We start from the raw sequence: 12,931 nt of genomic DNA, 5'->3' as shown, positions 1-12,931 counted from the left end.
CGGCGGGGGCATGACCCTCGACATGTACTGCCACTGGAACTACGTGCTCGAGAACCTCTTCGGTCGCGTCGAGGCGGTCTCGTCGAAGGCCGTCACCCACATCCACGAGCGCTGGGACGAGCAGGGCGACCGCTACGAGGCCACCGCCGACGACGCCGCCTACGGCATCTTCGAGCTCGAGGGCGACATCATCGCGCAGATCAACTCGAGCTGGGCCGTGCGGGTCGACCGCGGGGAGCTCGTCGAGTTCCAGGTCGACGGCACCCTCGGCTCGGCCGTGGCCGGCCTGTTCGGCTGCAAGGTGCAGCCGCGGGTGAACACCCCGAAGCCGGTCTGGAACCCCGACCTGCCGACCGATCAGGACTTCCCGTCGCAGTGGACGCAGATCCCCGACAACCAGGAGTTCACGAACGGCTTCCGGGCGCAGTGGGAGCAGTTCCTGCAGGACGTCGCCGCCGGCCGTCAGCACCCGTACGACCTCGCCGCCGGCGTGCGCGGGCTGCAGCTCGTCGACGCGGGGCTGCAGTCGTCGAACGAGGGGCGCCGCGTGGAGATCACGGCGGTGGGGGCATGACGCTCGTCGGGGCGGCGGCCGCCACCGGCTCCCGCGCCAGCGCCGGCAGCGGCACCGGCTCCCGCGCCGGCGGCGCCACCGGCTCTCGCCTCGCCTTGCCCACCGCCACCGGGTGGCGTGAGATCGAGCTGAACGAGCCGCGGGCGTGGGCCGAGCATCCGTCGCCCTACACGTCACGGGTCGCGTTCGCGGCCGCGCACGTGGTGGCCGACCCGCGCGGCGACAACGTGCCGGGTGCGCCCGCCGCGATCGACTGGGACGCGACGCTCGCGTTCCGCCGCCACCTCTTCCGCTACGGGCTCGGGGTCGCCGAGGCGATGGACACCGCGCAGCGCAACATGGGGCTCGACTGGCCCGCCATCCAAGAGCTGGTGACCCGGAGCGCGGCGCAGGCGGCAGAGTTCGGGGCCCGGATCGCCTCAGGTGCCGGCACCGACCACCTCGCCGTGGCCCCCGGCGTCGCGACGCTCGCCGAGGTGCAGGACGCCTACCTCGAGCAGGTGGCGTTCGTCGAGTCGACGGGCTCGCAGGTGATCGTGATGGCCTCGCGTCACCTCGCGGCCGCCGCCTCCGGGCCCGAGGACTACCTCGCCGTCTACGACCGCATCCTGTCGCAGGTGTCGGAGCCGGTCGTGCTGCACTGGCTCGGCGAGGCCTTCGACCCGCAGCTCGCCGGCTACTGGGGCACGCGCGACGTGGCGGCGGCGACGTCGACCTTCCTGTCGCTGATCGAGGCGCACGCCGGCAAGGTCGACGGCGTGAAGGTGTCGTTGCTCGACGCCTCGCACGAGATCGGGCTGCGCCGGGCAGTGCCCACCGGGGTGCGGCTCTACACGGGTGACGACTTCAACTACCCGTCGCTCATCCGTGGCGACGAGCACGGTCACTCGGATGCTCTGCTCGGCGCGTTCGCGGCCATCGCCCCCGCCGCCTCGGCCGCACTGGCGGCGCTCGACCGCGGCGACCTCGAGGGCTACGACGCCGAGATGGCGCCGACGCTGGAGCTGTCGCGCCACATCTTCGAGGCGCCCACCTTCTACTACAAGGTCGGCATCGCCTTCACGGCGTGGCTGACCGGGGCGCAGGACGGCTTCCAGATGGTGGGCGGGCTGCAGTCGGCGCGCAGCCTGCCGCACCTCGCGCGGGTCGTGGAGCTGCTGAACGAGGCGCGGCTGCTGCCCGATCCTGCGCTGGCGGCGCACCGGTTCGGGGTGCTCGCCGAGACGCTGGGGGCGAGGCGATGAGCGTGCAGCAGGGGGTGGGGGTCGTGGCGGCGGTTCAGGATGCGCGGGCCGGCGCTCGCGCCAGGGCGTTCGACGTGCCGAGCGGGCTGCCGGCGCGCATCCCCACCCCGGAGCCCGGCGACCCGCGGCTCGCGCGGCTGTCGCTGAACCAGCGCACCACCGCGAACTGGACACTGCGGGAGGCCATCGACGGCGCCGTCGCCGCGGGGCTCGGGGGCATCGGCGTCTGGCGCGAGCCCCTCGCCGACGTCGGGCTGCCGACCGCCGCCGCGTGGATCGCCGACTCGGGCCTGCGGGTCTCGAGCATCTGCCGCGGTGGATTCTTCACCGTGATCGACCCGGCCGCGCGCCGGGCCGCCCATGACGAGAACCTCCGCGCCCTCGACGAGGCGGCGGCGCTCGACGCCCCGACCCTCGTGCTCGTGCCGGGCGGCCTGCCGGAGGGCTCGAAGGACCTCGTCGGCGCCCGCACCCGCGCCGCCGAGGCGATCGCCGAACTCGCCCCCGAAGCGCGCGCCCGCGGCGTGGTGCTCGGCATCGAGCCGATGAACCCGATCTTCGCCGCCGACCGCGGGGTCGTCTCGACGCTCGGCCAGGCGCTCGAGCTGGCGGCACCGTTCGCGCCCGAGGAGGTCGGCGTGGTGGTGGACACCTTCCACCTGTGGTGGGAGCCGAGCGTGCTCGACCTCGTCGCCTCGGCGGGGGAGCGGATCGTCAGCTACCAGGTCTGCGACTGGATCACCCCGCTGCCCGCCGACACGCTGCTGTCGCGGGGCATGATGGGCGACGGACACATCGACTTCCCCGCCTTCACGCGGGCCGTGGCGGCCGCCGGCTACGCGGGCGACGTGGAGGTCGAGATCTTCCACGCGGACGTGTGGGCGGCGCCGGGCGCGGACGTCGTGGCGACCATGGCGCGGCGCTACGCCGAGCTGGTGGAGCCGTGGCTCTGAGCCAGGCGGACCGACCCGGGCTGCCGTCGGACGCTGCGCCGACCGGCTCTCCGGTCAGACGCTGCGCTTCGCCGTGTCCTCGAACCAGGCCATGAGCTCGGCGAGGGCGCGGGCCGCCTCGCGGGAGTCCTCGTCGTCGTCGGCGAGGCCGAAGGCGCTGAGGTAGCCGGGGATATCGTCGGGCGGGGTGGCCTCGTGCGGCACGAAGCCCATCGTCCAGTCGGGGAAGCGCCGTTCGTTGAGCCCCTCCTCGAGCAGCACCAGCACGTCCACGTGCCGGGAGTCGCCCGCGATCACCTCCATGCGGCGGCGCACCGACGGCTCCGGGCCCTCGAGCACCTGCAGGAAGCGGCCGTCGCGGTAGAGCAGCATGCCGGTCACCTCGCTGCCGGCGTTGTTGTGGCGGCTGACCTTCAGCAGCTCGACCAGGTCGTCGTCGCTGAACGGCACGGTGGCGCTGCTGGAGTAGATGATCGACAGCACGTCGTCTTGTTCGGTACCCACCCCCGGAGTCTACCGAAGCCGCGCATCGGCTGCGGCTACTGCTCCTCGTGCGTCTCCGGGTCGCCGCCGAAGAGCCTGCCGTCGCGCCGCCCGAGGGCGGTGATCGCCGCGACCTCGTCGGCCGACAGCTCGAAGCCGAACACGTCGAGGTTCTCCGCCTGACGCTCAGGCGTGGCGCTCTTCGGGATCGGAACGCTGCCGAGCTCGACGTGCCAGCGCAGGATGACCTGGGCCGGCGACACCCCGTGCCGCTCCGCAGCCGCGACGATCGCCGGGTCGTCGTAGCGGGCCGCGCCCTTGCCGAGCGGGCTCCAGGCCTCGGTCACGATGCCGAGTTCGGCATGCACCGCGCGAAGCTCCTCCTGCGGGAACGACGGGTGCAGCTCGATCTGGTTGACGGCTGGCGTCACGCCGGTGGCATCGATGATCGTGCGCAGGTTGCCGGCGGTGAAGTTGCTGACGCCGACCGAGCGGATCACACCCTCCTCGCGGGCCTGCACGAGCGCTTCGTAGGCCTCGACGAACTTTCCGACGCTCGGGTTCGGCCAGTGGATGAGGTAGAGGTCGAGGTAGTCGAGCCCCAGCCGCCAGAGCGACTCGCGCACCGCCTCGCCGGCCTGCTCGCGCGCGTGGTAGCGCCCCGGCAACTTCGAGGTGACGAAGAGCTCGGCGCGATCCAGGCCCGAGCGGCGGATGCCCTCGCCGACCGCGCCCTCGTTCTCGTAGTTGAACGCGGTGTCGATTAGGCGGTAGCCGGTGCCGATGGCGGAGGCCACCGCATCCGCCCCCTGCTCGCCGCGCAGCGGGTACGTGCCGAAGCCCAGCGCGGGGATCTCGTGGCCGTCGTTCAGGGTGAGGGTGGGAGCGATCTCGGTCATCCCTCCACGCTATCCCGGCCGCCGCTCGGGCGCAGGGTCTGCCTGCCGGGTCTCCCGGACCGCTGGACAGCCGGGTCGGCCGACGTCAGCCCGTGCAGGTCTCGAGGGCGAGCACCGGGTCGGCGACGGCGAGGGGGCCGCCGAGCACCGTGATCGACGAGACGTCCTGACCCCGCATGGCGGCGAGTGCCTCCGCGGGCAGGCAGCCCGGGCGCGTGACGTAGAGGGGTGCGCGCGTGCGCCCCGCCCAGGCCGAGCCGGCGAGGGCGTCGGGGAAGTCGGCCCCGGTGGCGACGAAGGCCTCGGGCGCGAAGTCGAACACCGCCGCGTTCAGGGCGGCCGCGACCTCGAAGCGGTCGGCGCCGCCGTAGCGCTGCACCGGGGCGATGGCGGCGACGTCGTCGGCCAGCCCCTCCGAGACGGCGGCGGGCCCGCCGACGATCGCGACCCGGTCGAGGGGCAGGGCGCTCAGTGCGGCTCCCGTGGCGTCGTCGAGAGCGGATGCGCGCCCGTCGACGACGAGCACCGGTTCCCGGGCGGCTCCGGCGGCCGCACCCGCGGCCAAGGCGTCGGGGAACGCCGCGCCGGTGGCGAGGTAGAGGCCGGAGGTCTCCGGGCCGAACACCGTGTCGAGCACCGCGCGCGAGACGGCGAAGCGGTCGGCGCCGGCGAAGCGCTGAACGGGGGCGATGCCGGCGAGCGTGTCGAGCACCCCGTCGGACACGGCCTTCTCCCCGCCCACCACCACGATGCGCCCGGGACTCAGCCGCTGCAGCTCGGCCGCGGTGTCGGCGGTGAGCTCGTCGCGGTGGGTCAGCAGCAGGGGCCCGCCATCCTTCGCGGCGGCCGGCCCGGCGCTGAGAGCGTCGGCGAAGCCCTCGCCGGTGACGACGTAGGCCACGGGCGCGCCCTCGGGGAACTGGGCGGCGGACGCGGCGGCCGCGACGGCGTACCGGTCGGCGCCGTCGACGCGCGTGGCGCTGATCGTCCGCTCGATCGAAACGCGCGAGTCGAACCGGATGGACTCCACGACCTTCTCGCCGTTGACCAGGGGTCGGAAGGCCACCAGGAGGGTGTCGGCGCGGAGTCGGCTGACGTCGTCGGGCATGGCGGCCAGCAGCGTGGAACCGTCCGACGAGGCGCTTGCCTCCAGTGGGAGCTCACCGTTGGACCCGCTCACCTCGACCTGATGATGCACGAACGCATCGCCCCAGTCCCCGGTCGGCCCGGTGGTCCAGAGACCCGGGGCACCCTTCAGCGCGATCCGGTCGCCTCCCTGCAGGGTCAGTGCGGCAGGCTCCCCGGTGAACACGTGCTCGCGAGTGCCCGTCGCCTTCGAGGACGTCGGATCGAGATCCGCGTCCACGACGACGATCGGCGGATCTCCCACCCCGGGCACCGAGGGCCAGATGAGAGCCGACAGCATCGCCGAATCCCCGTCACCGCCAGTCGCAGCCACGACGTCGAGCTGGAGCGAGGCGTGATCCAGATCCAAGGGGAGGTCGATGTCGAAGGAGGTCTGCGTCGCCGGGAGCACGCCGGTGAGATCTGACTCGAGGCCGGACAGCCGCCAGGAGTACCCGGTCAACGAGTAGTCCAGCAGTTCGGGCGGAAGGGTCACGTGGATCTGGCGGGTCTCGGACGGCACGTACCCGAAGGCGTTCCAGGTCGCCACGAGCGAGACGCCGGCCGGTGTCAGCGCCACGTCGATCGGCGGGCGGGCGTCGTCGGCCGCGGCGGGCGCGACCGCTCCGATCACGCCCAGAAGCAGCGCGCCGATGGCCGCCCCGATCAGTCCGGTGCGTCGTGCAGCCACCATGGTGTCCCCCCGCTGTCGCCGCTCCCCGATGGCGCCCGACGGGGTCACAGTAGCAGCGGCGGTGGCGCCCGACCGGCTGGGCATGGGGTGTGTATCCCGAGGTCTCGTTTCGACGGTCGTCGATGATGGGATGACGGCACGACGATCGACGAGGAGGAAGCGTCATGGAACCGTTCTGGATCGACGTCATCGCGCTGATGGTGTTCGTGGCCGTGGTGGTCGTCGCGCTCGTCGTGCGCCGGCGCCTGCGGGGCGGGCTCGACGTGGTGGAGCGCCGCGTGCATCCGGCCGACCGGCCCGCCGACGCGCCCGACACCCGGGCGACGATGGCGCGGCAGATGTCCGACCGCAGCGGATTCGGCGCGGGCGGCGGGATCTGACCGCCGCTCGGGCGCAGGGGTGGATCGTCAGGGCGTGGCTGCGCGCGGCCCGGTGCGATAGAACTGAGCCTCGAGGGAACGGGGCGACGTGATCGATCGTGCAGGGCTGGCCGCGTTCCTGCGGCACCGCCGGGAAACGCTGCAGCCGGCGGATGTCGGCCTGCCGCGCGGCAGTCGCCGGCGCACCGGCGGACTCCGCCGCGAGGAGGTCGCCGCCCTCAGTCACATGTCGGCCGACTACTACGCCCGGCTCGAGCGGGGCACCGGCCCGCACCCGTCCGAGCAGATGGTCGCCGCGATCGCGCAGGGCCTTCACCTCACGCTCGACGAGCGCGATCACCTGCTGCGACTGGCCGGGCACCGACCGCCGGCGCGCGGGACGGCGAGCGGCTACATCAGCCCGGGGCTGCTGCGCATCCTGGACCGCCTGGTCGACACGCCGGCCGAGATCGTCACCGAGCTCGGCGAGACCCTGCGGCAGACGCCGCTCGGCGTCGCACTCACCGGTGACGCGACCGAGCGTCGCGGGAACGACCGGTACCTGGGCTATCGCTGGTTCACCGACCCCGCTACCCGGGAGGCCTACCCGGCCGACGAGCAGCGGCGGCTGACGCGTCTGTACGCCTCAGGGCTGCGCGAGCTCGTCGCCCTGCGCGGGCCGTCGTCGCGGGCGGCCGAGCTCGCCGTGCTGCTGCAGGAGGTGCCCGAGTTCCGCGAGGTGTGGCAGACGCAGGAGGTCGGGGTGCGCCCGCCCGAGCTGAAGCGGTTCCACCACCCGGAGGTCGGGGCGCTCGAGCTGAGCTGCCAGACGCTGATCGACCCCGACCAGTCGCACCGGCTGCTGGTCTACACCGCGGTTCCCGGCAGCGAGAGCCACGAGAAGCTCGAGCTGCTCGCGGTGATCGGCGCGCAGCGGCTCACGCCGTAGCCGGGTCGGGCCCTCGGGTCGACGGCCGGTCGCGACCTCCGCGCCGGGTGCCGGCCGGCGGCCGAGGCGCGCCCTCCGCAGCCGCTGATCCACAGGCCCTGGATGCGCATCCCGAACCGTTCGACGATGGAACCGCCGACCAGGCGACCATTCCCACGGAGGACACCATGCCACGCACCTACGATCTCGCCATCCCCGACCAGACCGGACGCCTCGCCGTCGTCACCGGCGCGAGCGACGGCATCGGCCTCGTCATCGCGACCCGGCTCGCCCGGGCGGGCGCCGAGGTCGTGCTGCCCGTGCGGTCGCGCGCGAAGGGCGACGCGGCGGCCCGGCGCATCCGTGACGAGGTCGCCGGCGCGAAGGTCGGCACGCGGATGCTCGACCTCTCCTCCCTCGCCTCGGTCGCCTCCCTCGTCACCGAGCTCACCGCCGAGGGGCGGCCGATCGACCTGCTCGTCAACAACGCCGGCGTGATGAACCCGCCCGAGCGCCGCACGACGGCCGACGGCTTCGAGCTGCAGCTGGGCACGAACCACCTCGGGCACGTCGCCCTCACCCTGGGCCTGCTGCCCCTGCTCCGGGAGGGCGGCGGGCGGGTGACCCACCAGACCAGCGTGTCCGCGCGCAGCGGCTCGATCGATTGGGACGATCTCAACTCCGAGCGCCACTACGACGTCATGAAGGCCTACGCGGCGTCGAAGATCGCGAACGGACTGTTCGCCCGCGAGCTCGACACCCGCAGCCGGGAGGAGGGCTGGGGCATCCGGAGCACGCTCGCCCACCCCGGCATCTCGCCGACCAACCTGCTGGCGGCCCAGCCCGCGCTCGGCCGCGACCGCACGCCGCCCGAGCGCCGCCTGATCGGGGCCCTCGGCCGCTTGGGCCTCGCGGGGTCGCCCGAGAACGCCGCCCTGCCCGCGCTGCTCGCCGCGACGGGGGAGCACGTGCGGAGCGACCGGCTCTACGGGCCGAAGCGCACGCTGAGCGGGCCGCCGGTCGAGCGCGAGCTGTGGAAGCCGCTGCGCGACCCGGCGGAGGCGCGGCGGCTGTGGGACGTGTCGGTGGAGCTCGTGGGCATCCCGGCGCCCTGACGGTCGCGGGTGGGGACGTGGCGGATCGCCTTGCCGACGCATTGCGCAACAGTGCGAGCGCACCACGGCGGCCCCCGCGAGGATGGCGGGGACATGCATCCCTTCGACCACCTCACCGCCGACCGCCTGGACGTGCCCTCGAGCCGCAAGTGGAGCCTTCGCCCCGGCACGATCGGGGCCTGGGTCGCCGAGATGGACTTCGGAACCGCGCCCGCCGTGACCGCCGCCCTGCACCGCGCTCTCGACGAGGGGGTGCTCGGCTACCTGGCGCCGGCGACCGCCCACGCGATGGCCGAGGCCACGGCCGAGTGGATGCTCGACGCCTACGACTGGCGTGTCGACCCCGCCCGGGTGCACCACGTGTCCGACGTGATGGCGGCCCTCGGGGTGGCGGTCACGGCGTTCTCGCCGCCGGGCTCGGCCGTGATCGTGCCGACGCCGGCGTATATGCCGTTCCTGACCTATCCGCCGACGCTGGGGCATCCGGTGGTCGAGGTGCCGGGCATCGTGAGCGACACGGGCGACGGGCGCGGGCGGCGCTGGCGGCACGACCTCGACGCGATCGACGCGGCCTTCCGGGCAGGCGCCGGCACGCTCGTCCTGTGCAACCCGCAGAACCCCACGGGCACCGCGCTCGACCGCGCCGAACTCGAGGCGATCGCGGAGGTGGTGGAGCGGAACGGCGGGCGCGTGTTCGCTGACGAGATCCACGCGCCGCTGCGCTTCGACGGGCGGGCGCACATCCCGTACGCCACCGTGTCGGAGGCCGCCGCCGCCCACTCGATCACCGGCACCAGTGCATCGAAGGCCTGGAACGTGCCCGGGCTGAAGGCGGCCCAGCTGATCACGACGAACGACGCCGACGAGCGGCGCTACGCGCGCTTCGGCTTCGCGGTGCAGCACGGGGCGGCGACCCCCGGCGTCATCGCGGCGACCGCGGCGTACCGCGACGGGCGGGAGTGGCTCGGCGACGTGGTCGAGTACCTCGACGGCAACCGGCGGCTACTCGGGTCGCTGCTGGCGACGCACGCGCCGGGGGTCGGCTACGCGATGCCCGAGGCGACATATCTCGCCTGGCTCGACTGCCGGGGGCTCGGCATCGAGGGGTCGCCGGCGGAGTTCCTCGGCCTGCGGGCGGGGGTGACGGTGACCGACGGCGCGCTCTGCGGGGCGGGCTACGACGGCTTCGTGCGCCTCGTGTTCGCGATGCCGCGCCCGCTGCTGCGCGAGGCGGTGCGGCGAATAGCGGATGCGCTGCCGGGCCCCTGAGCCGACGCCGACCGACCGGCAGCCCCCCGGCTACTTCCCACTACCCGACCATCCGCCCACCAGCTCACCCGCCATCCGAGAGGACCCACCATGGCCGACTACTTCGACCGCACCGCCGACAAGACCTACACCGCCGTCTACAAGAAGGAGACGCCCGACATCCTGGCCGCCTTCGCCGCGTTCGACTCCGCGGTCTTCCAGCCCGAGGGCCGCGCGATCCCGCTGAAGTACCGCGAGCTCATCGCGCTCGCCGTCGGCATCACCACCCAGTGCGTCTACTGCATCGACGCCCACAGCCAGAACGCCGTCAAGGCAGGAGCCACCGAGGCCGAGCTCGCCGAGTCCGCCTGGGTCGCAACCGCCATCCGCGCGGGCGGCGGCTACGCCCACGGCCGCCTCGCCTTCAAGCTCTCGGGCGCCCACGAGCACTGAGCGGGCCGGGCGCCTCGGTGGAGGAGCCCTGCCTTCGTCGGGGGAGCGGGGCGGTGCCGCCTGACGGCGGCCCGGCGGCCCGGCAGCCGAGGGCTCAGGCCCCGAGGGTCATCAGCAGCGCCTGGAGCGCGCGCTGCTCGGTGGCAGCGTCGGGCGAGGGCGAGCGCACTGAGGAGAGCACCGGGTCGATCTGTTGGTCGATGAAGGTCCAGGCCCCGCAGTCGGCCGCGTTGAGGGTGTCCTGGCGGTCGTCCCAGGCGGTCTCGAGGTCGGTGGCGCGGGCGGATGCGCCGGCCTGGTCGCCGCTCTGCACGAGAGCCAGGATGTCGGTGGTGATCGTGCGGAAGTCGTTCATGTCCGACACGGGGAAGTTCGCCTTCGCGGAGGCCGTGGCCTCGTCCTGGGTGAGGGGTGCCGCGCTGCTGCAGCTGGGTCCCGGGCCTTCGTCGGCCAGCGCGCTCGCGTGGGGCTGACTGTTCGTGAAGGCGAGGAGCCCGATCGTGGCCGCGGCGACGAGGCCGAGCGCCAGCACGGAGAGTCGGCGGCGACGGGGCGACGACGGCCGCGCATCCGCTGCTCGGTCTCGCTCGACGAGGTCGGTCTTGCTGATGGTCAGGTAGATCACCGTGGCGAGGATGGCGGCGAGGAAGATCAGGCTGGTGGTGAAGGTGCCGAGACCGAGCCCGCCCTCTGCCGGGGTGAGGCCCAGCCAGTCGCCGATGTTCGCGCCGAGGGGCCGGGTGAGGATGTACGCGATCCAGAAGGTGAGCACCGGGTTCGCGCCGTAGCGCCAGAGGGCGGTGACGATGCCGATGAGCACGAGCGGCAACAGGATCGACAGGCCGGGCCCCCAGCCGGTGAGCTCGAGGGTCCAGTCGCCGAGCGCGGTGCCGAGGGCGAAGGTGACGAGCACGGCGACCCAGTAGAACGCCTCGCGGGGCCGGGTGACGATGCTGTGGATCGAGAGCGTGCGTTCGCGGGCGAACCAGATCGCGAACACGATGGCCAGGGCGACCGCGAAGACGCTCGAGCTGACCACGAGGGGCACCCCGGCCTGGTCGGTGAGGATGTCGGTGTAGAGGGTTCCGGTGATGCTCATCACGACGACGGTGAGCCAGTAGGCGGCGGGCCGGTAGCGGCTGAGCCGGATCTGCACGGTGAGCACGAACGCGCTGACGATGGTGAAGATGATCGCGGTGGGTACGAGGCCGACCCCGAGGGCCATGTTGATGTAGTCCGCGAAGCTCTCACCGACGGTGGTGCAGAGGATCTTGATGATCCAGAACCAGATCGTGATCTCGGGGACTTTGCTCAGCAGCTGCCGAGTCGACGTGGTGGCCCGGAGGTCGTGTGCGCTCATGATGCCGCCTTCGCGTGTCGTCGGGTGAGAAGTGCGACGCAGGCGGCGATCGCGACCGCCAGCACGAGGCTGACGAGTCCGGTGCCTATGCCGATGCCGCCGCGGTCGGGGCCGACGCCGAGCCAGTCCGCGAAGGAGGCGCCGAGCGGCCGGGTCAGGATGTAGGCGACCCAGAACGTGACGATCGCATCGGCCGAGAAGAAGGTGTACGCGACGGCGGGGATGCAGATGGCCACGAGGAACAGCAGCCCCGATCCGAGGTAGCCGAGGCCCAGCACGTGCGCGGCCCAGTCCCCGGCCGCGGTACCGAGCGCGAACGTCGTGAGAACGGCCGCCCAGTAGAAGGCCTCCCGGCGGGGAGTGTCGATCGCGTGGATCGACAGGGTGTGCTCGGTGCGGCGCCAGACCAGGAACACCACGGCGAGCGCGATCGCGAACCCGGCGGTCGAGACCTCGTAGGGCACCCCGAACTGCACGTGCACGACGTCGGCCGCCATCGTGCCGAACACGCTGACCAGCACGACGGCGAGCCAGTACACCCACGGCACGTACGTGCGGGTGCGGAACTGCAGCACCAGCGCTCCGGCGAGCAGCACGAACGCGATCGCGACCCCGATGACGGGCTCGATCGTCGTCACGACGAAGTCGGAGGTGGTCTCGCCCATCCCGGTGGTCAGGATCTTCGTCACCCAGAACAGCACCGTGATCGGGGGAACCTTGCTCGCGACGGCAACGGGGCGCACGAGCACGCGGTCACCCATGGTCGCGCTCGCCGGCCCGTCGTTCCCGGATGACGGCGATGGCGATCGGGATGATCGAGACCACGACGATCCCGACCGCGATCAGATCGACGTTGTCCGCGACCGCCGGGATCCGCCCCAGGTAGAACCCGGCGACGGCGAGCAGCAGCGCCCAGGCCAGGCCGCCGATACCGTTCCACAGCAGGAAGCGGCGGTAGGGCATCCGTGACATGCCGACCACCGGCGGCACGAAGGTGCGCACGACGGGAACGAACCGGGCCAGCACGAGCGAGTGGGCCCCGTAGCGGGCGAAGAAGTCGTCCGCCTTCTCGAGGTAGCGGGTCTTCAGGATGCGCGCCCCGGGCTTGAACAGCCGCCGACCGAACCGGCGGCCGATGGTGTACCCGACCGTGTCGCCGAGGATCGCCGCAATCGCGACGCCCGCGACGAGGACCGGAAGAGGCAGTCCCAGCGTGCCCGACAGCAGGGCGGCGGTGAAGATCAGCGAGTCGCCGGGGAGGAAGGGGAACAGCAGCCCGGTCTCGATGAAGATGATCCCCATCACCACGGGCAGCACCCATGGCCCCGCACCCTCCAGGAGTGCGGTGGGATCGAGGAGGCCCCCGGATCGGATCAGCACGCGCGCCCTTTCAGTCGACTGTTCGTGCTCGAAGGCTAGGTAGTGCAGGTGCGAGAACACGCCCCAAATCGCGGCTCGTTCGTGAGAGAACGTTCAGACTCCCCGCCGCGCGTGAC

At 72.7% G+C, this 12,931-nt stretch carries 14 protein-coding genes; 8 read left to right on the top strand and 6 right to left on the bottom strand.

What is annotated here, in order from left to right:
* The 3 genes from NVV95_RS16650 to NVV95_RS16640 form a co-directional block, all read left to right on the top strand.
* Positions 1 to 574, top strand: a 574-nt coding sequence (locus NVV95_RS16650) for a Gfo/Idh/MocA family protein (RefSeq protein ID WP_259487673.1), incomplete at its 5' end; no start/stop codon positions are given.
* Positions 571 to 1,818, top strand: a complete 1,248-nt coding sequence (locus NVV95_RS16645; protein ID WP_259487672.1) for a dihydrodipicolinate synthase family protein — start codon at positions 571 to 573, stop codon at positions 1,816 to 1,818. The genes NVV95_RS16650 and NVV95_RS16645, both read left to right, overlap by 4 nt.
* Positions 1,815 to 2,771 (top strand): sugar phosphate isomerase/epimerase family protein, encoded by a 957-nt coding sequence (locus NVV95_RS16640; RefSeq protein WP_259487671.1) that lies wholly within the window; start codon positions 1,815 to 1,817, stop codon positions 2,769 to 2,771. The genes NVV95_RS16645 and NVV95_RS16640 overlap by 4 nt, the downstream gene beginning before the upstream one ends.
* Positions 2,772 to 2,825: 54 nt before the next feature.
* Here NVV95_RS16640 and NVV95_RS16635 read toward each other — a convergent pair whose 3' ends face one another.
* From NVV95_RS16635 to NVV95_RS16625, 3 genes are all read right to left on the bottom strand, one after another.
* Positions 2,826 to 3,275 carry a BLUF domain-containing protein gene (locus NVV95_RS16635; RefSeq protein WP_259487670.1) on the bottom strand — a complete coding sequence of 150 codons (450 nt, stop codon included), beginning with the start codon at positions 3,273 to 3,275 and terminating at the stop codon, positions 2,826 to 2,828.
* Between the two features lie 35 nt (positions 3,276 to 3,310).
* Positions 3,311 to 4,153 (bottom strand): aldo/keto reductase, encoded by an 843-nt coding sequence (locus tag NVV95_RS16630; protein ID WP_259487669.1) that lies wholly within the window; start codon positions 4,151 to 4,153, stop codon positions 3,311 to 3,313.
* 85 nt (positions 4,154 to 4,238) lie between these two features.
* Positions 4,239 to 6,056, bottom strand: a complete 1,818-nt coding sequence (locus NVV95_RS16625) for a cell wall-binding repeat-containing protein (RefSeq protein ID WP_259487668.1) — start codon at positions 6,054 to 6,056, stop codon at positions 4,239 to 4,241.
* Between the two features lie 80 nt (positions 6,057 to 6,136).
* Here NVV95_RS16625 and NVV95_RS16620 point away from each other — a divergent pair, with 80 nt between their 5' ends.
* The 5 genes from NVV95_RS16620 (at position 6,137) to NVV95_RS16600 (ending at position 10,075) form a co-directional block, all read left to right on the top strand.
* Entirely contained in the window at positions 6,137 to 6,352 is a 216-nt protein-coding gene (locus tag NVV95_RS16620) for a hypothetical protein (protein ID WP_259487667.1), read from the top strand.
* Between the two features lie 88 nt (positions 6,353 to 6,440).
* On the top strand, positions 6,441 to 7,280 hold the full coding sequence (locus NVV95_RS16615; RefSeq protein WP_259487666.1) for a helix-turn-helix transcriptional regulator: 840 nt from the start codon (positions 6,441 to 6,443) through the stop codon (positions 7,278 to 7,280).
* Between the two features lie 167 nt (positions 7,281 to 7,447).
* A complete protein-coding gene (locus tag NVV95_RS16610) occupies positions 7,448 to 8,374 on the top strand; it encodes an SDR family oxidoreductase (RefSeq protein WP_259487665.1) in 927 nt (308 codons plus the stop codon).
* A 93-nt stretch (positions 8,375 to 8,467) separates the two neighbouring features.
* Positions 8,468 to 9,643: a MalY/PatB family protein gene (locus NVV95_RS16605; RefSeq protein WP_259487664.1), complete on the top strand. Its 1,176-nt coding sequence runs from the start codon at positions 8,468 to 8,470 to the stop codon at positions 9,641 to 9,643.
* A 90-nt stretch (positions 9,644 to 9,733) separates the two neighbouring features.
* Positions 9,734 to 10,075 (top strand): carboxymuconolactone decarboxylase family protein, encoded by a 342-nt coding sequence (locus NVV95_RS16600; RefSeq protein ID WP_259487663.1) that lies wholly within the window; start codon positions 9,734 to 9,736, stop codon positions 10,073 to 10,075.
* A gap of 94 nt (positions 10,076 to 10,169) precedes the next feature.
* Here NVV95_RS16600 and NVV95_RS16595 read toward each other — a convergent pair whose 3' ends face one another.
* The 3 genes from NVV95_RS16595 to NVV95_RS16585 are packed head-to-tail and all read right to left on the bottom strand — an operon-like array spanning position 10,170 to position 12,815.
* Positions 10,170 to 11,435, bottom strand: coding sequence for a COG4705 family protein (locus NVV95_RS16595; protein ID WP_259487662.1), 1,266 nt, complete (start codon positions 11,433 to 11,435; stop codon positions 10,170 to 10,172).
* Positions 11,432 to 12,196, bottom strand: a complete 765-nt coding sequence (locus NVV95_RS16590) for a COG4705 family protein (protein ID WP_259487661.1) — start codon at positions 12,194 to 12,196, stop codon at positions 11,432 to 11,434. Before NVV95_RS16590 ends, NVV95_RS16595 begins: the two co-directional genes overlap by 4 nt.
* Positions 12,189 to 12,815 (bottom strand): VTT domain-containing protein, encoded by a 627-nt coding sequence (locus tag NVV95_RS16585; protein WP_259487660.1) that lies wholly within the window; start codon positions 12,813 to 12,815, stop codon positions 12,189 to 12,191. Before NVV95_RS16585 ends, NVV95_RS16590 begins: the two co-directional genes overlap by 8 nt.
* Positions 12,816 to 12,931 lie beyond the last annotated feature (116 nt).

It is taken from the genome of Herbiconiux gentiana, assembly GCF_024978135.1.
GTDB classification, from domain to species: Bacteria; Actinomycetota; Actinomycetes; order Actinomycetales; family Microbacteriaceae; genus Herbiconiux; species Herbiconiux gentiana.
The sequence above is the reverse complement of the archived record's forward strand: the minus strand, read 5'-3'. Positions and strand labels throughout refer to the sequence as shown.